Origin of the sequence: Variovorax sp. PvP013, assembly GCF_050435945.1 — a bacterium.
Taxonomy (GTDB): Bacteria; Pseudomonadota; Gammaproteobacteria; order Burkholderiales; family Burkholderiaceae_C; genus Variovorax.
Map to the genome: position 1 here is coordinate 71,438 of NZ_JBNDLF010000001.1, position 18,504 is coordinate 89,941.

At 71.8% G+C, this 18,504-nt stretch carries 18 protein-coding genes; 1 reads left to right on the top strand and 17 read right to left on the bottom strand.

The annotated features are described in order from the left end of the window. Positions 1-5: 5 nt before the first annotated feature. The 16 genes from ABID77_RS00365 to ABID77_RS00440 form a co-directional block, all read right to left on the bottom strand. Positions 6-950: a 4-hydroxyproline epimerase gene (locus tag ABID77_RS00365; protein ID WP_429589257.1), complete on the bottom strand. Its 945-nt coding sequence runs from the start codon at positions 948-950 to the stop codon at positions 6-8. Between the two features lie 14 nt (positions 951-964). Next, a complete protein-coding gene (locus ABID77_RS00370) occupies positions 965-2,098 on the bottom strand; it encodes a branched-chain amino acid ABC transporter substrate-binding protein (protein WP_429589261.1) in 1,134 nt (377 codons plus the stop codon). 53 nt (positions 2,099-2,151) lie between these two features. After that, positions 2,152-3,093 (bottom strand): dihydrodipicolinate synthase family protein, encoded by a 942-nt coding sequence (locus ABID77_RS00375; RefSeq protein WP_429589264.1) that lies wholly within the window; start codon positions 3,091-3,093, stop codon positions 2,152-2,154. A 229-nt stretch (positions 3,094-3,322) separates the two neighbouring features. Continuing rightward, a complete protein-coding gene (locus tag ABID77_RS00380) occupies positions 3,323-5,545 on the bottom strand; it encodes an ATP-binding protein (protein ID WP_429589267.1) in 2,223 nt (740 codons plus the stop codon). Next, positions 5,542-6,165 (bottom strand): biliverdin-producing heme oxygenase, encoded by a 624-nt coding sequence (locus tag ABID77_RS00385; RefSeq protein WP_429589270.1) that lies wholly within the window; start codon positions 6,163-6,165, stop codon positions 5,542-5,544. Before ABID77_RS00385 ends, ABID77_RS00380 begins: the two co-directional genes overlap by 4 nt. A gap of 109 nt (positions 6,166-6,274) precedes the next feature. Next, positions 6,275-7,117, bottom strand: coding sequence for an ABC transporter substrate-binding protein (locus ABID77_RS00390; protein ID WP_429589273.1), 843 nt, complete (start codon positions 7,115-7,117; stop codon positions 6,275-6,277). Positions 7,118-7,169: 52 nt separating this feature from the next. Continuing rightward, complete coding sequence (locus ABID77_RS00395; protein WP_429593200.1) at positions 7,170-7,904, bottom strand: amino acid ABC transporter ATP-binding protein; 735 nt, start codon at positions 7,902-7,904, stop codon at positions 7,170-7,172. A 123-nt stretch (positions 7,905-8,027) separates the two neighbouring features. Then, entirely contained in the window at positions 8,028-8,783 is a 756-nt protein-coding gene (locus ABID77_RS00400) for an amino acid ABC transporter permease (RefSeq protein ID WP_429589276.1), read from the bottom strand. Positions 8,784-8,796: 13 nt separating this feature from the next. Further along, positions 8,797-9,498 carry an amino acid ABC transporter permease gene (locus ABID77_RS00405; RefSeq protein ID WP_429589279.1) on the bottom strand — a complete coding sequence of 234 codons (702 nt, stop codon included), beginning with the start codon at positions 9,496-9,498 and terminating at the stop codon, positions 8,797-8,799. Between the two features lie 39 nt (positions 9,499-9,537). After that, positions 9,538-10,290, bottom strand: coding sequence for an SDR family oxidoreductase (locus ABID77_RS00410; RefSeq protein ID WP_429589282.1), 753 nt, complete (start codon positions 10,288-10,290; stop codon positions 9,538-9,540). Between the two features lie 178 nt (positions 10,291-10,468). Further along, entirely contained in the window at positions 10,469-11,233 is a 765-nt protein-coding gene (locus ABID77_RS00415; protein ID WP_429589285.1) for a LamB/YcsF family protein, read from the bottom strand. 22 nt (positions 11,234-11,255) lie between these two features. Then, complete coding sequence (locus ABID77_RS00420) at positions 11,256-11,717, bottom strand: biotin/lipoyl-containing protein (RefSeq protein WP_429589288.1); 462 nt, start codon at positions 11,715-11,717, stop codon at positions 11,256-11,258. 1 nt (position 11,718) lies between these two features. Beyond that, complete coding sequence (locus tag ABID77_RS00425) at positions 11,719-12,747, bottom strand: biotin-dependent carboxyltransferase family protein (RefSeq protein ID WP_429589291.1); 1,029 nt, start codon at positions 12,745-12,747, stop codon at positions 11,719-11,721. Beyond that, positions 12,744-13,415: a 5-oxoprolinase subunit PxpB gene (pxpB, locus tag ABID77_RS00430; protein ID WP_429589294.1), complete on the bottom strand. Its 672-nt coding sequence runs from the start codon at positions 13,413-13,415 to the stop codon at positions 12,744-12,746. Before pxpB ends, ABID77_RS00425 begins: the two co-directional genes overlap by 4 nt. Then, positions 13,412-14,776 carry an acetyl-CoA carboxylase biotin carboxylase subunit gene (gene accC, locus ABID77_RS00435; protein ID WP_429589297.1) on the bottom strand — a complete coding sequence of 455 codons (1,365 nt, stop codon included), beginning with the start codon at positions 14,774-14,776 and terminating at the stop codon, positions 13,412-13,414. The genes pxpB and accC overlap by 4 nt, the downstream gene beginning before the upstream one ends. Positions 14,777-14,780: 4 nt before the next feature. Next, a complete protein-coding gene (locus tag ABID77_RS00440; RefSeq protein WP_429589300.1) occupies positions 14,781-15,257 on the bottom strand; it encodes an acetyl-CoA carboxylase biotin carboxyl carrier protein in 477 nt (158 codons plus the stop codon). Positions 15,258-15,622: 365 nt separating this feature from the next. Here ABID77_RS00440 and ABID77_RS00445 point away from each other — a divergent pair, with 365 nt between their 5' ends. Next, a complete protein-coding gene (locus ABID77_RS00445) occupies positions 15,623-17,377 on the top strand; it encodes a methyl-accepting chemotaxis protein (protein WP_429589303.1) in 1,755 nt (584 codons plus the stop codon). 33 nt (positions 17,378-17,410) lie between these two features. Here ABID77_RS00445 and nac read toward each other — a convergent pair whose 3' ends face one another. Next, entirely contained in the window at positions 17,411-18,349 is a 939-nt protein-coding gene (nac, locus tag ABID77_RS00450; RefSeq protein WP_429589306.1) for a nitrogen assimilation transcriptional regulator NAC, read from the bottom strand. Positions 18,350-18,504: the final 155 nt, after the last annotated feature.

Sequence of the window (18,504 nt, forward strand, 5' to 3'; positions counted from 1 at the left end):
GGGCCTCAGAGCCGGATGCCCCAGCCGAACGGATCGTCGGCCTGGATCAGCAGCGTGGCCTCGGCGCTGACGTGCGCGCGGCCCTTGATGGTCGGGGTCACGCGGCCGGGTTCGTCGCCCGGCGCGTAGCTGGCCTCGAAGCGGCTGCCGATCACGCTGGCCTGGTGCCAGACCTCGCCCGGCGCCAGCTTGCCGTCGGCGGCCAGGCAGGCGATCTTGGCGCTGGTGCCGGTGCCGCAGGGCGAGCGGTCGTAGGCGTTGCCCGGGCACAGCACGAAGTTGCGGCTGTCGGCCGCATCGTCCGGCGCGAACAGCTCGACGTGGTCGATCTCGGCGCCGTCGGCGCCGGTGACGCCCTGCGCGGCCAGCGCCCGGCGCAGCGCGCCGGCATAGGCCGTGAGGTCGGCCAGGTGGGCGCTGTCGACGGCCCGGCCGTGCGCGTCCTCGCCGACCAGGAAGAACCAGTTGCCGCCCCAGGCGACGTCGCCGTGCACCGTGCCGTGTCCGGCGAGCTCGACCGCGACCTGCCGCCGGTATCGCCAGGCCGGCACGTTGCGCACGCTCACGGCGCCGTCGTCGTGCAGGGTGGCGGTGACGGTGCCCACCGGGGTCTCGATGCGGTGCTCGCCGGGGCCGATGCGCCCCATGTGGGCCAGCGTGACGACCAGGCCGATGGTGCCGTGGCCGCACATGCCGAGGTAGCCGCTGTTGTTGAAGAAGATCACGCCGGCGGCGGCATCGGGCGCGACCGGCTCGCACAGCAGGGCGCCGACGACGACGTCGCTGCCGCGCGGCTCCAGCACGGTGGCGCGACGCCAGGCGTCGTGGTCGCGCGCCAGCACGGCGCAGCGCTCGGCCATGCCGCCGCCGCCCAGATCGGGAAAGCCGCCGACGACCAGCCGGGTGGGCTCGCCGCCGGTGTGCGAGTCGATGACCTCGATGCGTCGCATGCGTCGTCCTCCGTTCAGTAGCTCGCCAGCGGCACCGGCGCCGCGTTCCTGAACGTGAACACCGTGATCGGCGCCTGTTTCATGTTGCCCTTGTCGTCGTAGCTGTAGGTCGCGGCCACGCCCTTGTAGGTGGCCTTGTGGAGTTCCGCGCCGACCTTGTCGGGATCGATGGCGCCGGCCTTCTGCATCGACTGGGCGATGAACATCACCTGGTCGTAGTAGGACGCGGCATAGGCGTCGGCATCGGCGTTGAAGCGCTGCTTGAACCTGGCCTTGAAGGCGGGGCCGGTCTCGGCCTTCTCCAGCATGGAGCCGCCCTGGGCGCAGAACACCAGGTCGTTGACGGCGTCGCCGCCGAGCTTGCCGGTCGCCGGGCTGCACACGGTGTCGCCGCCCAGCAGCTTGGCCTGCACGCCCAGCTGCTTCATCTGGCGCGCCATGGGGGCGGCCTGCGGGGCGTAGCCGCCGAAGAAGATCGCCTCGGGCGCCTTGGCCTTCATGTTGGTCAGGATCGCCGAGAAGTCGACCGCCTTGTCGGTGGTGAACTCCTGCGCGACCACCGCGAGGCCCTGGTTCTTCGCCTCCTTGGTGAACTCCTCGGCCAGGCCCTGGCCGAAGGCGGTGCGGTCGTCGATCACGCCGACCTTCTTCACGTTGAGCACCTTGGCCGCGTACACCGCCATGGCGCCGCCGATCTGGTTGTCGCTGGCGATGATGCGGAACAGGTTCTTGTGGCCGCCCTGCGTGACCTTGGGGTTGGTGCCCACGGTCGACACCAGGGCACCGCCGTCGGCGTAGATGCGCGAGGCCGGGATGGCCACGCCAGAGCAGTACGGGCCCATGACGAACTTGACGCCGTCGTCGACGAACTTCTGCGCCACGCTCACGCCGGTCTTGGCGTCGCACTGGTCGTCTTCCGACACGAGTTCGAACTTCAGCGTCCTGCCGGCGACGGTCATCTTCTTCGCGTTGAGTTCCTCGACGGCCAGACGGATGCCGTTCTCGTTGTCCTTGCCCGCGAAGGCGTTCGGACCCGACAGCGGGCCGCTGTGGCCGATCTTCACGACCTGCTCCTGCGCGCTCGCGGGGCCGGCGAGGGCCCATGCGATCAGACCGAAGAGCGGAACCAGTTTCGTGTGAGTCTTCATGCTTTCTCCTGGGATGGATGCGGTGGGGAAGGGACGGAACGACGGTGCGACGGTCAGTCGACCGAGCGATATTGCGCCGGCCGGCTCGCGAGCGCCTTTTCCACGATCTTCTCGATGAATGCGCGCTCCTCGCCGACCAGGGGCAGGCGGGGCTTGCGCATGTGCTCGGTGCCCACGCCCACGAGCAGGTCGATGAGCTTGAGGTTCTGCACCAGCTTGGTGGAGACGTCCAGGTGCAGCATCGGCGTCATCCACTGGTAGAGCGCCAGGGCCTCGGCGAAGCGGCCTTCCTTCATCAGGTCGTAGAGCGCGACGGTCTCGCGCGGGAAGGCGCAGCCCACCCCGGCGAGCAGGCCGTCCGCGCCGAGCGCGAGCGCCTCGTAGGCGAGGTCGTCCACGCCGCAGAAGATCTGGTAGCGGTTGCCCAGCAGGTTCCTGAGGTCGGTGATGCGCCGGACGTCGTCGGTGCTCTCCTTGACGGCGACGATCCACTCGCAGTCGGCCAACGCGAGCATGTGCTCGGGCTTGAGGTCGACGCGGTAGGCCACGGGGTTGTTGTAGACCATGACGGGCCGCTGGGCGGCCTCGGCCATGGTGCGCACGTTCTGCATGGCTTCTCGCGCGTCGGCCACGTAGATGACCGAGGGCATGACCATGAAGCCGGCCACGCCCAGAGCGTTGGCGCCCTCGATGTAGCGCAGGGCCTCGGCGGTGCGGGTCTCCGAGACGTTGGCGAGCACGGGGATGCGGCCGTCGGCGGCCTCCAGGGCGATTCTGGCGACGGTGAGCTTCTCCTCCAGGGAGAGGGTGCTCGCCTCGCCCAGGGAGCCGCAGGTGACCAGGCCGTGGATGCCGTTGCGGATCTGGAAGTCGATGTGGCGCGCGGTGCCCTCGGCGTCGATGCGCTCGTCGGGGTGGAACTTGGTGGTGATGGCGGGGAAGATGCCTTGCCAGCGGGGAGCGGTGGCGGCGGTGGTCGTCGGGCGTGCGGTCACGGGTCGGTTCCTTGCTTGCTGGATGCGGGACTGGGAGAACTGTCCAAATATATTAGCGAGATATCGTGGATATGTTTTCAGGGTATCAAGCAGGTTGTGTGCCAGCCGTTTCGGTGTCAGGGGAACGGCGGTCCGTGGCCGATGCGCCGACGGTGCACGCCTTCGAGCCCCACCCCCGGTCCGCGATGCGCGCGCGTGGTGCGCCGGCTCCGCGGCGGTGCCCTCGGGCTCAGGCGTCGGTGGCCGGGAGGTCCCGCGGGAAGCGCACCGTGAAGACCACCTGCTCGTCGCGGTAGCCGTACTGTAGGGTGCCCTGGTGGCCCTTGACGATCTCGCTGGCGATGTAGAGGCCCAGGCCGAGCCCGCTCGGGTTGCGCTCGTTACCCACCGAGCGTTCCTTCAGCGGCTGGAACAGGATGCGCGCCGCCTCCTCGGGAATCGGCGCGGCCCGGTTGGCGACGGCGAAGCGCACCATGCCGTCCTCCTCGGCCAGCTCGATGGTGATCGGCTCGCCCAGCGCGCCGTGGTGGCGCGCGTTGCCCAGCAGGTTGCTCACGACTTGCGTGAAGCGGTCCGGGTCGACCGTGGCCGCCAGCGCGGGCGGCAGCGAGGCCCGGATCGCGAGCTGCGGGTGGGCGATGGCCGCGTCCTCGACGATGTTGCGCACCAGCGCCGCCAGGTCGCATTCGACGCGCCGCAGCCCCAGGCCCAGGCCGCCGTGGAGCCGGCTCATGTCGAGCACCTGCGTGATCATGCGGTCCATGCGGCCGGTGGAGGAGCTGATGCGCTGGCCGACGCGCGAGCCGGGGTCGCCGTGCTCGATGATCCGCGCGGCCATGCTGATGGTCTGGAGCGGATCGCGCAGGTCGTGGCCCAGCACGGCCAGCAGCCGGGCGCGGGCGCGTTCCATCTCGGCGCCGCGCGCCGAGGTGGCGCGGCCGAGCTCGTCGAGCAGCTGGCGCGCGATGGCGAGGTCGTGCTCGTCCCACGGCACGGCCGTGCCCTCGACGACCTGGCGCCATTCGGCGAAGGAGCCGCCCGGGGTCAGCCGCGCCCCCAGCGGGCCGACGCGCCCGACCTTGTCGGGCGGGCCGCTCCAGGTGATGGTCTCGACCTGCTCGCGGCGCAGGAACACGAACAGGCCGTGGTGCACCGGGTCGAAGCGCAGCGCCAGCACGCCGCAGAAGGGCCGGATGGCGTCGCCGACGGCCGCCGGCAGCGCGGTGCGCTCGCTCACGGCGACCAGGTCGTCGCGCTGCTCGTCGAGCCAGCGCATGAGCTGCGCGGCGGCCTCGCGCGGCAGCGAGCCGTCGTCCACCAGCTTGCCCGAGTGCGCGAACAGCACGCCGTCGTTGGCGATGGCGTGCTGCATGTTGCGGCCCAGCTCGCCCATGCCCGCGGCGATGTCGTCGCCGTGCAGGATCACGTCGACCAGCTTGGAGCGCACGTCGGCGGCCTGCGAGCGGCGCGTGGCGCCGGCGCGCTCGAGCGCCGTCTGCACCGAGGCCGACACCATCTGCGAGAGCACGTCGCAGGCCATGCGGATCGCGTAGGGCACGCGGTGCGCCGTGTGGTGGTGGCAGGCGATCAGGCCCCAGAGCCGGCCGCCGACGACGATCGACACGCTCATCGAGGCGGCGACGTTGATGTTCTTCAGGTACTCGATGTGGATCGGCGAGACGCTGCGCAGCACCGAGTGGCTCAGGTCGAGCGGGGCGAGGTCGCCGGCCACGGCGTCGACGGGCACCTGCTCGTCGCGCACGTCGGCGATCAGGCGCAGCGTGTTGATGATGTAGAGCCGCCGTGCCTGCGCCGGGATGTCGGCGGTGGGGAAGCGCCGCGCGAGGTAGGGATCGAGCGTGTCGGCGCGCGCCTCGGCCACCACCTCGCCGCTGTCGTCGTGGTGGAAGCGGTAGGCCATCACGCGGTCGAAGCCGGTGAGCTCGCGCACCACCGTGACGGCGTCGTCGAGCAAGGTGGCGATGTCGCGCCGGTTGCGCAGCCGGCCCATGCTGCGGTGCGCCATCAGGGCGAAGCTCGCGAGCGCGTCGTGGTCGGGGTCGCGGCGCTCGAACTCGACGATCACGCGCCGCCCGAAGGCGTGGATCACGACGTCGAAGACGGCCTCGGCGACGTTCATCTCCAACGCCAGCGGCGCGACCTCGTCGCCGCCGGCGGCGGCCTCCTCGCGCAGGCGCTCGAGCGGTTCGCGCAGCGCTTCGTCGTCGCCCAGGTGGCCCGGCAGCAGCGGCCGGCCCAGCGCCGGCAGGGCCGGGAAGACCGTGCGTGCGTTGCGGCTCGCGTGCGTCAGCCGGCCTTCGAGGTCCAGCGCCAGCAGCACGCCGTGCGGCTGCACGAAGCCGGGGATGTGGATCGGTTCCTGGTCGCAGTTCTCCAGGTTGACCGTCGCCAGCGTGAGCGGAGCGGCGTCCGGGACGCTCGCCACGCTCACGACGCGGCCTCCGGTGCGGCCGGCGGCAGGCCGAGTCCGCAGCGCGCGAGCAGGCGCTCGAAGGCGGCCACGGCGCCGCGCTGGGCGGCGGCCACGGCGGCGGGGTCGTCGCCCAGCGCCGCGCCGAGCTGGGCGACGAATTCGCGCCAGCGCGCGCCCAGGCCGTCGACCACGAAGTAGCGCAGCGGATGGGGCGCCAGGCGCGGGGCCAGGCGCCGGTGCATCACGGCGCCGCCGAGCTGGGAGCCCTCGACCACGTAGGCCAGGCCCCAGGCGAAGGCGGGTTCGCGCGTGGCTTCCTCGACGAAGGCGGACGATGCGGCGGTGCCCTGCGGTCGCGCGGCGGCCGTCCCGTCGTCGGACGCCAGGTCCAGGTCCAGCGCCGCGAGCCGGTCGTCGATGCGCCGGGCGGCTTGGTCGAGCGCCGCGTCGCCCGGCGCGGCCAGCGCACGGCGGATGTCGCTCAGCCAGGGGCGCAGGCTGCGCAGGTGACCCAGGTAGTCGTCGAGCGAGGCGTCGTCGCGCGCGATGGCCAGCTGCGAGTCGAGCGCGTGGTGCAGCGCACCGCTGGCGTCCCGAAGGGGGCGAAGGATGTCGACCTGCGTCAACGGAGCATTCATGGAGGGGTGGCCGGAGGCGCCGGGCGCCGATGGAGGAAGTGTCAAATTATGCCCATCCGGACCCTCCCGCAGGGCACGCGCGCCGATCGACCCGACGCCGTGCCGGCGTTTAAGGCAACAGTTCGAACGTCAGGCTCGCCAGCGGCGCGACCTTCTCGTCGCGGGTGAGCTTGTACTCGGTGTTCGGGCCGAGCCACTTGGCCCAGAGGCGGTCGATCTCGCCGTCCTTGTCGAGCGCGTAGAGGGCGGCGTTGACCTTGGCCAGCAGCGCCGGCTCGTCCTTCTTCATGCCCACGCCGATGGGCTGCAGCACCATCGGGTCCTTGATCATCTTGAGCTCGACGCCGCCGGTCTTGGACTGGTTGACCAGCTTGGTGATGGTCATGGTGTTGGCCACCATGCCGACCGACTTGTTCTGCTGCACCGCCATGAAGGCCGAGCCGGTGTCCTGGAAGGTGACCGGGTCGGAACCGTTCATCTTGATCGACAGCTCCGAGGTCGAACCCTTGGTCGAGCTCAGGCGCTTGCCCTTGAAGTCGGCCTTGGTGGTGCCCGGATCGCTCGCCTTCACCGCCAGCATCTCCTTGGCGATGTAGTAGGGGTCGCTGAACTGGATCTGCTCGCCGCGGCTCTTGGTGTAGGCCAGGTTGGCGACGGTGATGTCGACGCGGCCGAGCTTGACCTCGGGCACGCGGGCCTCCACCGACAGCGGCGTGACCTTGGCCGCCACGCCCAGCTGCCTGGCGATGGCGTTGCACAGGTCGACGTCGAAGCCGACCATCTCGCGCGTCTTTGGGTCCGGGGCGGCGAAGGGCGGCACGTCGGCGAAGGTGCCGCACTTGAGCTCCTTGCGCTGGGCGATGTCGTCCCACTGGTCGGCCTGGGCGGCGAGCGATGCGAGGCCGAGGGCGCAGGCGAGGGTGGCGAGTCGGAACACGGTCGGACGGGACATGGAAGGCTCCTGGAAGGATGGTCGGAAGAAAGGGTCGAGGAACGGAAGGGGTTCAGTGCGCGCGCAGGTCGGACAGGAAGCGCTGCGCGCGCGGATGCTTCGGATGGCCGAAGAACGCCTCGGGCGTGTCGTCCTCCAGGATCTGGCCGGCGTCCATGAACCAGACGCGGTCGGCGACGTCGCGCGCGAAGTTCATCTCGTGGGTGACGCACATCATGGTCATGCCGTCGTCGGCCAGGCCGCGCATCACGGAGAGCACCTCGCCGACCATCTCGGGGTCGAGCGCGCTGGTGGGTTCGTCGAACAGCATCGCCGGCGGCTCCATCGCCAGGGCGCGGGCGATGGCCACGCGCTGCTGCTGGCCGCCCGAGAGCTGGGCCGGGTAGGCACCGGCCTTGTTGGTCAGGCCGACGCGGTCGAGCAGCTGCATGGCGCGCGCCTTGGCCTCGCCGCGGCGCAGGCCCAGCACGCGCACCGGCGACAGTGTCACGTTCTCCAGCACCGACAGGTGCGGGAACAGGTTGAAGCTCTGGAACACGAAGCCGATGCGGCTGCGCAGCTTGTTGAGGGCCGGCGCGCTCATCGGCGCGTGGATGTCGTGGCCGTCGAACAGCAGCTGGCCGGAGCGGATCTCCTCGAGCCGGTTGACGGTGCGGATGAGCGTCGACTTGCCCGAGCCCGACGGGCCGCAGATCACCACCACCTCGCCCTTCCTGACCTCGGCGCTGATGTCGGTGAGCGCGTGGTAGTCGCCATACCACTTGTCGACACGGTTGAACAGAATCATGGGATCGTCCTGGCCGGGCGTCGCCGCGCCGGCGGTGGGGGAGGGGATGGGCATGGTTTCGTCTCGTGTCGTTCTGTGGGGGCCGGGAGTCTTCGCTCCGTGGGGCGGTCGGGGTCGGGTGCGTCAGCCGTTGGCGGCGACGGGCAGCGGCGCCTCGGAGGCCGTCGTCGGCGCCACGTGCGCGGCGCCGCGGCGCTTGCGGGCGATGCGCCGCTCCAGCCAGCCCGCGAGCTGGGTGAGGCTGAAGCACACCACGAAGTAGGTCATCGCCAGCAGGAAGAAGACCTGGAACGGCTTGGTCAGCAGCTGGTTGTTGATCTGGTTGGCCGCGAAGGTGAGTTCCTGCACGTTGATGACATAGCCCAGCGTGGTCTCCTTGATGGTGGAGATGAACTGGCTGAGCATGCTGGGCAGCATGTTGTAGAGCGCCTGCGGCAGCACCACCGCCCACATCGTGCCGAGGTGGCTGTGGCCGAGCGCGCGGGCCGCCTCGGTCTGCCCCCTGGGCAGGGCCAGGATGCCGGCGCGCACCACCTCGGAGAGGTAGGCGCCCTCGTAGATGACCAGCGTGCACAGCATGGTCGTGAAGCCGGAGATCTCGCGCCCGACCAGGATCGGCACCAGGAAGTAGACCCACAGGATCACCATCAGCAGCGGAACGCCGCGCACCACGTAGACCAGCACGGCGGCCGGCCAGCTCAGCACGCGCCAGGGCGACAGCCGCGCCAGCGCCAGCAGCACCGACAGCGGGAAGGCCAGCACGATGCCCAGCACCGAGAGGATCAGCGTCGCCGCGATGCCGCCGAGCGGCCCGCTCGGGTACTGCCCGATGAGCAGCAGCAGCCAGTTGTCGCGCAGGATCTGGAGGATGTCGAGCATGGACGTGATCCCTTCAGCGCGCGCCGACGATGCGGTAGCGTTTCGCCAGCATCCCGCCGACGGCCATGATGCCCAGCGACACCACCAGGTAGAGCACCGTGGCCACGCTGTAGGCCTCGAAGGTGCGGAAGCTCTGGCTCTCGATCTCCTTGACCGCGTGCGTCAGCTCGGCCACGCCGATGGCCATCGCCAGGCTGGAGTTCTTGAACAGCGACACGCTGTGGTTGACCAGCGCCGGCACCGCGTTGCGCAGCGCCTGGGGCAGCATCACGTGGCGCATCGAGCCGACGTAGCCGTGGCCGAGCGCGCGCGCCGCCTCGGTCTGGCCGGCGGGGATCGAGCGCAGGCCGGAGCGCAGGTCCTCGCTGAAGTAGGCCGCCTGGCACAGGCCCAGCGCCACCACCGACACCAGCGCCTCGGCGTTGTGCTCGGACATCCAGGTCTGCAGGCCCTCGGGCAGCAGGCTGACGATGCCGAAGTACCACAGCATCAGCTGCACCAGCGTGGGCACGTTGCGGTGGTAGGAGACATAGGCCGCCACCGCGCGCTCGGCGACCACGTTGGGCAGCAGCCGCACCGTCAGCAGCACCATCGCCAGCGACATCGCCAGCAGCCAGGAACCGGCGGCGATGCGCAGCGTCATGTCCAGGCCGTGCAGCAGCATGGCGCCGAACTCCGGCTTGAGCAGGATCGCCAGGAGGTCGAAGTCTTTCATGCGCGCGGCCGGTGGGGGTGGGTCGTCGGTCGGGGCGGCTCAGGCCTGCGCCGTCTCGGGCCGGGCGGTGGAGAGGCCGCCGGGCACCTGCAGCGTCGGCGTGATCTCCATGTGGCCGACGTTCATCGACACCGGCGCCGCGATGGCGAAGGCGATGGCTCCGGCGATGTCGCTCGCCTGCGGCAGCTCGAAGCCCTCGATGAAGCGCTTGTGCATCTCCTCCGGATTGCCGTGGACGTGGGCGAAGATGTCCGTGGCGACGCGGCCCGGACAGATCTCGGTGACGCGCACGCGCTTGCCGAAGCAGTCGATGCGCAGCTGGCGCGACAGCATGCTCACCGCCGCCTTGGTCGCGTGGTAGGTGCTGTTGCCGCCGAAGTTGTAGGCCCCGGCGATGGAGCTGATGTTGACCACGTGGCCGCGGTCGCGCGCCACCATGCCCGGCACCACCAGCCGGCACAGGTGCAGCACGGCGCGCAGGTTGACGTCCACCAGCAGGTCGATGCCCTCGGCGTCGGCCTTGAGGATCGAGCCGGGACGGTCGACGCCGGCGTTGTTGACGAGGATGTCGAAGGGCACCTCGGCGGCCAGGCGTGCGAGGCCGGCGGTGTCGCTCACGTCCAGCGCGTGCGGGATGCAGCCGGTGCGGCGCGCGAGCTCGTCGAGGTTGGCGGCGTTGCGCGCCAGCGCGTGGACCTCGAGGCCCTCGCCGCGCAGGCGCTCGACCGTGGCCGCGCCGATGCCCGAGGAGGCGCCCGTGACGAGTGCGGTCTTGTAGTCGGCGAATGGCATTTCAGGGGTTCCTTGGGAAGCGGTGGATTCAATGTAGCCAGGGGCGAACGGCAAGGCCAAGACGGTTTGTCTGTGGAGCGATAAGACGCCCTTATGTCGCCCCGAAGCCGTGCACGTGGCTCAGGGTCGGCACCAATGGCGTGCCGGCGCGCCTCGTGCTGGCGCGTCTTTCCGGCCGTCAGGCCCGCTGGCGCGAGATCGGCACGACGCGGCCGGCGGCCTCGACCACCTCGCGCACGGCGCGCGCGAGCTCGACGGCGCCGGGCGTGTCGCCGTGCAGCAGGATCGAGTGGACCTGCATCGGCAGGCGGCCGCCGGTGTAGCTGGTGACGGTGCCGTCGTCGAGCAGCTGGCGCACGCGCGCGAGCACGGTGTCGCGGTCGTGGATGACGGCGCCCTCGAGCCGGCGCGGCACCAGCAGGCCGTCGTCGGTGCAGGCGCGGTCGGCCAGGAAGGTGGTGGCCACGCGCAGGCCGCAGCGCGCGGCGGCATCCTCGATGGCGTGGCTGGCCGAGGAGCTGACGATCAATGTCGGGTCGAAGTCCGCCACCGCGCGCACCAGCGGCCCGGCCAGCGCGGCGTCGGCCGCGGCCATGTTGCCCAGCGCGCCGTGGAAGCTCATGTGCGTCATGCGGCAGCCCGCCACGCGCGCCACGCCGGCCAGGGCGCCGAGCTGGTAGACGACGTGGGCGACGAGCTCGCCGATGTCCATCTGCAGCGGCCGGCGGCCGAAGCCCGCCAGGTCCGGGAAGCCCACGTGCGCGCCGATGTCGACGCCGCGCTCGCGTGCCCGGCGTACCGTGCGGTCCATGATGACCGGGTCGCCGGCGTGGAAGCCGCAGGCCACGTTGGCCGAGGAGACGATGTCGAGCAGGGCCTCGTCCTCGCCCATGCGCCACGGGCCGTAGCCCTCGCCGAGGTCGGCGTTCAGATCGATGTCCATGCGGAGGCTCCGGGGGTGGGGTTCATGTCAGGGCGAACAGGGGCGTGCCGTGGCCGACGGCCTCGCCGGGCGTGGCGAGCACGCGCGCGACGACGCCGTCGACCGGCGCGGCGACCGGCAGCAGCAGCGCGCCGATGCGCAGCAGGCCGATCGGCTGGCCGGCGGCGACCCGCGCGCCGACGGCCGCGAGCGGCGCGGTGGCGAGCGGGTGGGTGTCGAGGAAGACGCCGACGGAGTGCGCCGCGACGACCGAGGCGCCCGGCCGATCCGCCCGATGGCCGTCGCTCTTCCCGGTCGCTCCGTCGGCCCCTGGCGTGGGCGCCGCGCCATTGCGCCCGGCCGCCCTCGCCGTCGCGGGACCGGCGGCCGGTGGAACGTCCCGGTCGAGCCGGATGCGCAGGTCGGGCGTGGTGAATTCCAGCACCGCGATGTCGGTGGGCGCGAGCCAGTCGCCCAGTTGCGCGATGCGTCGTGCGGCGTCCATGTCAGGTCCTCGGGGAAGCGGTGGAGGCGATGGCGGCGGCGCGGTGCAGCGCCACCAGCCGGGCGACGCCGTCGAGCCAGGCGGCCTTCTCGTCGAGCGCGGCCAGGGCCTGCGCCCAGTCGACCTCGACGAAGCGCACGCGGCTGCCGATGGGCGCCTGCCCGAGTCGCCACAGGTCGGCCTCGATCACGGTGCCGAACTTGGGATAGCCGCCCGAGGGCTGGGCGTCGCGCATCTGCACGATCGGCTGGCCGCCGTGCGGCACCTGGATCACGCCGGGCACGATGCCGTGGGAGCGCAGTTCCATCGGCGCGATCGGGCGCAGCGCCTCGCCGTCGAGGCGGAAGCCGTAGCGATCGCTCTGCGCGGTGATCTTCCAGGGCGTGCGCCAGAAGGCCTCGCGCGAGGCCTCCTCGAACGCCGGGTACTCGGCGCCCGGCAGCACGCGCACGGCGGGCAGGCCGTCCACCGCCAGCGGCAGGGCCAGCGCGGGCGGCACCAGGCCGAAGCCGTGCGGCGCCGTGGCCGGTCCGGCGGCGTCGCCGCCATCGGCCGTCGCGCCGGCCCTCAGCACGTCGCCGCGCCGCAGCGCCCGGCCCTCGTGGCCGCCGAAGGCGCCGCGCAGCTGGGTGCTGCGCGAGCCCAGCGCCAATGGCACGTCGATGCCGCCGGCCACGCACAGCATGGCGCGGCTGGCGCGCCGGGCGCCGCCCTGCGGCAGGCCCAGCGTCAGCACCTGCCCGGCGCGGGCCCGGTGCGTCCACCACGGCAGCAGCGCGGCGGCGTCGAGCCGCGCGGCGCAGTCGGCGCCGGTCAGCGCGAAGACGCAGTCGGCGGTGAAGCGCACCTCGAACGGGAACACCGGGATCTCGACGGCGGCGGCGCCGGGCGCGTTGCCCAGCAGCAGGTTGCCCGCGGCCAGCGCCAGGTCGTCCATGGCGCCGGCGGTGCCCACGCCCCAGCGCAGGCCGCCGGTGCGGCCCAGGTCCTGCACGGAGGCCAGGGCGGCGGAAGAGAGCACCTCGATCATCGGACGACGCCTTGCACGTGGAAGCGGATGAAATCGCCCGGCCGCAGCGCGGCGGGCGGCTCGGCGGCGGCGTCGAAGAAACGCATCGACGTGCTGCCGATGGTGTTCCAGCCGCTCGGCCCGGCCGAGGCCGAGACGCCGGTCTGCGCCCCGCCGATGGAGACCGCGCCGCCCGGGATGCTCACCACCGGCACCCGGCGCCGTGGCGTGGCGATGCGCTCGTCCATGCCGCCGAGGTAGCAGTAGCCCGGGTGGCTGCCCAGCGCGTAGACCGGGTAGAGCGGGGCACTGTGGCGCGCGACGATCTCGTCGATCGACAGGCCCGTGTGCGCCACCACGTCGGCCAGGTGCGGGCCGCCGGCGCCGCCGTAGACCACCGGCAGCTCGACCACGCGGCCCGCCAGCGGCAGCGGCCGCGTCGCGTGCCAGGCGTCGACCAGGCGCGCCGCCAGCGCGGCGAGGTCGCGCGGCGGCCGCTCGAAGGCCAGCATCAGGTTGTTCATGCCGGGCACGGCCTCGCGCACCTCCGGCCAGGATCCGGTCGTCTCGGCCAGCGCCCAGATGCGCTGCTGCACGGGCAGGGTCATGCCCTCGCCGGGGGGCTCGAACAGGAGCGCGGTGGTGCCCAGCAGGCTGATCGCGGGCTGGCGCGCGAGGGCGATGTTCATCGGGCGGCGCTCCGGGCTGCGAGCCAGCGTTCGAGGTGGTGGATGTCGACGCCGCCGGCGGCGAAGCCCGCGTCGTCGACCAGCTCGCGGTGCAGGGCGAGGTTGGTGGCGATGCCGTCGACGAGCATCTCCGACAGCGCGAGCCGCATGCGGGCGAGGGCGTCGGCGCGGTCGGTGCCGTGCACGATCAGCTTGGCGATCATCGAGTCGTAGTGGGGCGGCACGCGGTAGCCGGCGTGGGCGTGGCTGTCCACCCGCACGCCGAAGCCGCCGGGCACCCGCCAGCCGGTGATGAGGCCCGGCGAGGGCGCGAAGGTGGCCGGGTCCTCGGCGTTGACGCGGCACTCGATCGAATGGCCGCGGCACGGGACGTCCGCCTGCGCGAAGGCCAGCGCCTCGCCGCGCGCCACGCGCAACTGCTGCTGCACGATGTCGATGCCGGTGGTCGCCTCCGTCACCGGATGCTCGACCTGCAGGCGCGTGTTCATCTCGATGAAATAGAAGGCGCCGCGCTCGTAGAGGAATTCGAAGGTGCCCACGCCGCAGTAGCCGATGCGCCGGCAGGCCGCCGCGCAGCGCTCGCCCACCTCGGCGATCAGCGCCGGGTCGATGCCGGGCGCGGGCGCCTCCTCGATCACCTTCTGGTGGCGCCGCTGCAGCGAGCAGTCGCGGCTGCCGAGCCACACGGCGGCGCCGTGGCTGTCGGCCAGCACCTGGATCTCGACGTGGCGCGGGTGCAGCAGGAACTTCTCGATGTAGACCTCGGGGTTGCCGAAGGCCCGGCGCGCTTCCTCGCGCGTGAGCGCCAGGGCGTCGAGCAGGCCGGCCTCGGCCTCCACCACGCGCATGCCGCGCCCGCCGCCGCCGCCGGCCGCCTTCACGATCACCGGGTAGCCGATGTCGCGCGCCAGGGCGCGCACGGCGTCCGGGTCCTCGGGCAGGGCGGTGTCGGGGCCGGGCACGCAGGGCACGCCGGCCTCGCGCATGGCGCGCTTGGCCGCGACCTTGTCGCCCATCGTGCGGATGGCCGCCGCGCTGGGGCCGACGAAGGTCAGGCCGGCGCGCTCGACGCGCTCGGCGAAGCCCGCGTTCTCCGACAGGAAGCCGTAGCCCGGATGGATGGCCTGGGCGCCGCTCACCTCGGCGGCGAACAGCAGCGCCGTCTGGTTCAGGTAGCTGCGTCCCGGCGCGGCCGGGCCGATGCACAGGGCCTGGTCGGCCTGGGCGACGTAGACGGCGTCGCGGTCGGCCTCGGAATGCGCGACCACGGTGCGCAGGCCCAGGCCGCGGCAGGCGCGCTGGATGCGCAGGGCGATCTCGCCGCGGTTGGCGATGAGGACGGTGTCGAAGGGCGCGGGCATCGCGTCAGCCCAGCCGGAACAGGACCTGGCCGGCGTCGACCTCCTGGCCGCTCTCCACCAGGACCGAGGCGATCGTCGCGCCGCGCGGGGCGTGGACCTCGTTGAAGACCTTCATCGCCTCGACGACGCACAGCGTCCGGCCGGCCTCGACCGCTTCGCCGGCCTGAACGAAATCGGGCTCGCCCGGCGCCGGGCGCAGGTGCACCACGCCGTAGAGCGGGGCCGTGACGTCGGCGGTCGGCGCGGGTCCGGGCGGCGGCGCTGCGGTGGTGTCGTCCGCGGCGGTGACGGCGGCCGCGTCGGCGGCGGGAGCGGGGACGGGAGCGGCGACCACCGGTGCCGACGCCGCGCCGCCGGCCGCCGGCAGCGCCGCGCCCCGGCGCGCCAGCCGCAGCGTGCAGCCGTTCTCGCTGAACTCCAGCATCGACAGGTCCGACGCCGCGAAGGCGTCGATGAGCATCTTGATCTGTTCCTGGTTCATGGCTTTCCCCGGCGGCTGCGCGACCTTCGTGCGGGCCGCCCGCGTTCAGCGAACGCGCGGACAGCGGCCGAGGTGAAAGGTAACTGCCGCGCCCCGGAAACCCAAAGACGGAATGGCTGTGCCGGGATAAGGGCGGCTTATGACGACGTGATGGACACCGGTCGGTGGTGGCGGCGCGCAAGCCCGGCGGGCGATGCGATCCTGGATGCCGTGCCGCTTCAGTTTTCCTCGAAGCTGCCGATAGTGACGTGATGCACTGAACGCTTTCGGCTGGATGCGGGACGGGCCGTCAGCCTCGGGAAGGTGGCCGGCCGCGTGGATCGCAGCTGTTTTTCCCCAACCTACCAACCTTACCGAAACCAGTCGTGAAACTGTCCACCCGCCTCGTGAGTCTCGCCGTCGCCGCCCTGGCCGGATTGACCTTGCTGAGTATCTTTTCCCTCTACAACCTGAAGAACGCCATGCTCGAGGACCGTCGGGCGCAGATCGTCAACATGCTGCTGATGGCCGAGAACATGGTCAATCACTACCAGGCGCTGGAGCGCGGCGGCACCCTGAGCCGTGAGCAGGCCCAGGCGGCGGCCAAGTCGGCGCTCGGCCACCTGAACAACGACGGCAAGAGCTACTACTGGGTCCGCAACCCGGACGGCATGCAGCAGGTCCATCCGAACAAGAGTCTCGTGGGCACCATCCCGCAGAGCCAGGCGAAGACCACCGACGGCCGGTCCGACGGCGAAGCCTATGCCGAGGCGATCGCGCGCGACCACGTCGGCCTGGTCACGCTGCTGGTCAAGCGGCCCAACGGCACGGACCTCGTGCCGAAGATCAACGGCGTGGTGCCTTCGCCGGCCTGGAACTGGTGGATCGGCACGGGCTTCTTCACCGACGACATCGACGCCGCGTTCTGGAATTCCGCCTGGAAGGTGCTGACCATCCTCCTGGCCGCGGTGGCCACGATGGGCCTGCTCGCCTGGCGCCTGACCCGCAGCATCCTGTCGTCGCTCGGCGGCGAGCCGGCCTACGCCGCCGGTGTCGCCACGCGCGTCGCCAAGGGCGACCTGACCGGCGAGGTGGTCCTGCGCGCGGGCGACGCCCACAGCTTGCTGTGGACCATCTCCAGGATGAAGCTCGATCTGGCCCAGACCGTCGCGAAGATCAGGAACGGCACCCGTCTCATCGACATCGGCGTCCGCGAAATCGCCGTGGGCAACAACGATCTGTCGCGACGCACCGAGCAGCAGGCCGGGGCGCTGGAGGAGACCGCCGCCAGCGTCGAGCAGCTCACGGCGACGGTCAAGCACAACGCCGCGAGCGCGATGGAGGCGCGGCAGCTGGCCGTCGACGCCGCGCAGGTGGCCGATCTGGGCAGCACCAACTTCGCCCGCATGGTGGAGAACATGCAGGGCATCAGTGCGAGCTCCCGCAAGGTCGGCGACATCATCAGCGTGATCGAGGGCATCGCCTTCCAGACCAACATCCTGGCCTTGAACGCGGCCGTGGAGGCCGCGCGCGCCGGCGAGCAGGGCCGGGGCTTCGCGGTCGTGGCCTCCGAGGTGCGCAGCCTGGCCCAGCGCAGCGCGGTGGCGGCCAAGGACATCAAGGTCCTGATCGAGGACTCGACCCGGCGCGTCGAGGGCGGCACGGCGCTGGCCGACGACGCCGGCCGCACCATGGAGGAACTCCTGACGGCAGTCAAACGCGTCGCCCGCATCATCGACGAGATCTCGGTGGCATCCAGCGAACAGAGCGACGGCATCGCCCAGATCAGCGTCGCCGTGCACGAGATGGACCGGGTGACGCAGCAGAACGCCGCGCTCGTCGAACAGTCCGCCGCGGCCGCGGATTCGTTGAAGGCCCAGGCGGCCAGCCTGACGCAGGTGGTCTCGACGTTCCAGCTCGACGACGCCGTGTCGTTCGCGCCGGTTTCCGGTTCCACGCCGGCGACGCCGGCCCCCGGGACCAGCGACGCGGGCCGGTCCGCCGCTGCCCGGCGGGTCGCCGGGACGAGGCCGGCAGCCAGACCCGCATCCGTGCGAGCGGCGGTCGAGCCGGTCCGGCCGCCCCTTGTCGCCAGCATCGCGGCCGCGAAGGACGGGGAATTGGGCTGGGAGGCGTTCTGATCGCGACCGGTCGGCCGGGCCTGGAGGCGTGTCCTATGACAAGGCGGCCAGTGCGGGTTCCGGCGTGGAGGCGAAGCGGTCGGCGAGGTCGACCACCAGCTCGAGCAGGATGCTCTTGACCGCCGCGGCCGGCTCCGAGAGCGGCAGGTGGTCCGACTGGCACAGCGCCAGCGGCGCCTCCATCACCGGGTCGACGATGGCGAACTGCCAGGCGCCGCAGGACGCCACCAGCTCGCGCGCCATCGACGCCGGCAGGATGGTCGCGCCCAGGCCGTCGGCGATGGCGGCGGTGAGCGTGAAGGCCGACTCGATCTCCGCTACCACGCGCGGCGCCTTGCCGTGGCGCGCGAAGGCCTCGTCGACCAGCTTGCGCACCACGTTGTAGGGGCGCGGCAGCAGCAGCTCGACCTCGCCCAGGTCGGCCAGCCGCACCGGCTGCGCGGGCGCGGGCATGGCGGCCGGGCCGACCAGCATCAGCGGCTCCTTGAGCAGCGGCAGGAAGGAGAGGCCGTGGATCGCCTTGCTGCCGTAGAGCACGGCCAGGTCCATGCGGCCGTTCATGATGAGTTCGCTCAGCGTGGTGCCGTAGTTCTCGTTGAGGTAGAGCACGATGCCCGGATGCCGCGCCCGCACGGTGCGCAGCAATGGCAGCGACAGGGCCGAGGCCGCCGTGCCCGGCGCCAGCCCGACCGACACCGCGCCCGACAGGCCCATGCCGGTGGCCTCCATGTCCACGCGCGCCTGCTCGCACTGGCGCAGGATGATCTGCGCGTGGCGGTAGAGCACCTTGCCCGCCTCAGTCGGCGTGACGCCGCGCTTGGTGCGCACCAGCAGCTGCTGGCGCACCTCGCCCTCCAGGGTGGCGAGCTGCTGGCTCAGGGCCGGCTGGGCGATGAAGAGCACCTCGGCGGCCTGCGTCAGGCTGCCGATGTCCACGATCTTGACGAAATACTTGAGGCGTCTGAGGTTCACGCCGGTCTCCACGCAAAAGTCGAGCCTAGCAGCCGGCGCGCGGCGTCACCACCGGCATTGCCCGCAGGGCGGCGAGGGTCGACGGCCGCGCGCCATAAGCGCTTCCTATACGACCAGAACGAACTCGTCTTGGCCCCGCGAGGGCGATCTGCGTA

Coding starts and splice junctions, on each gene's coding strand:
- ABID77_RS00365 (WP_429589257.1), bottom strand. CDS start 950: ATGCGACGCATCGAGGTCATCGACTCGCACACCGGCGGCGAGCCCACC.
- ABID77_RS00370 (WP_429589261.1), bottom strand. CDS start 2,098: ATGAAGACTCACACGAAACTGGTTCCGCTCTTCGGTCTGATCGCATGG.
- ABID77_RS00385 (WP_429589270.1), bottom strand. CDS start 6,165: ATGAATGCTCCGTTGACGCAGGTCGACATCCTTCGCCCCCTTCGGGAC.
- ABID77_RS00390 (WP_429589273.1), bottom strand. CDS start 7,117: ATGTCCCGTCCGACCGTGTTCCGACTCGCCACCCTCGCCTGCGCCCTC.
- ABID77_RS00395 (WP_429593200.1), bottom strand. CDS start 7,904: ATGATTCTGTTCAACCGTGTCGACAAGTGGTATGGCGACTACCACGCG.
- ABID77_RS00400 (WP_429589276.1), bottom strand. CDS start 8,783: ATGCTCGACATCCTCCAGATCCTGCGCGACAACTGGCTGCTGCTGCTC.
- ABID77_RS00405 (WP_429589279.1), bottom strand. CDS start 9,498: ATGAAAGACTTCGACCTCCTGGCGATCCTGCTCAAGCCGGAGTTCGGC.
- ABID77_RS00410 (WP_429589282.1), bottom strand. CDS start 10,290: ATGCCATTCGCCGACTACAAGACCGCACTCGTCACGGGCGCCTCCTCG.
- ABID77_RS00415 (WP_429589285.1), bottom strand. CDS start 11,233: ATGGACATCGATCTGAACGCCGACCTCGGCGAGGGCTACGGCCCGTGG.
- ABID77_RS00420 (WP_429589288.1), bottom strand. CDS start 11,717: ATGGACGCCGCACGACGCATCGCGCAACTGGGCGACTGGCTCGCGCCC.
- ABID77_RS00425 (WP_429589291.1), bottom strand. CDS start 12,747: ATGATCGAGGTGCTCTCTTCCGCCGCCCTGGCCTCCGTGCAGGACCTG.
- pxpB (WP_429589294.1), bottom strand. CDS start 13,415: ATGAACATCGCCCTCGCGCGCCAGCCCGCGATCAGCCTGCTGGGCACC.
- accC (WP_429589297.1), bottom strand. CDS start 14,776: ATGCCCGCGCCCTTCGACACCGTCCTCATCGCCAACCGCGGCGAGATC.
- ABID77_RS00440 (WP_429589300.1), bottom strand. CDS start 15,257: ATGAACCAGGAACAGATCAAGATGCTCATCGACGCCTTCGCGGCGTCG.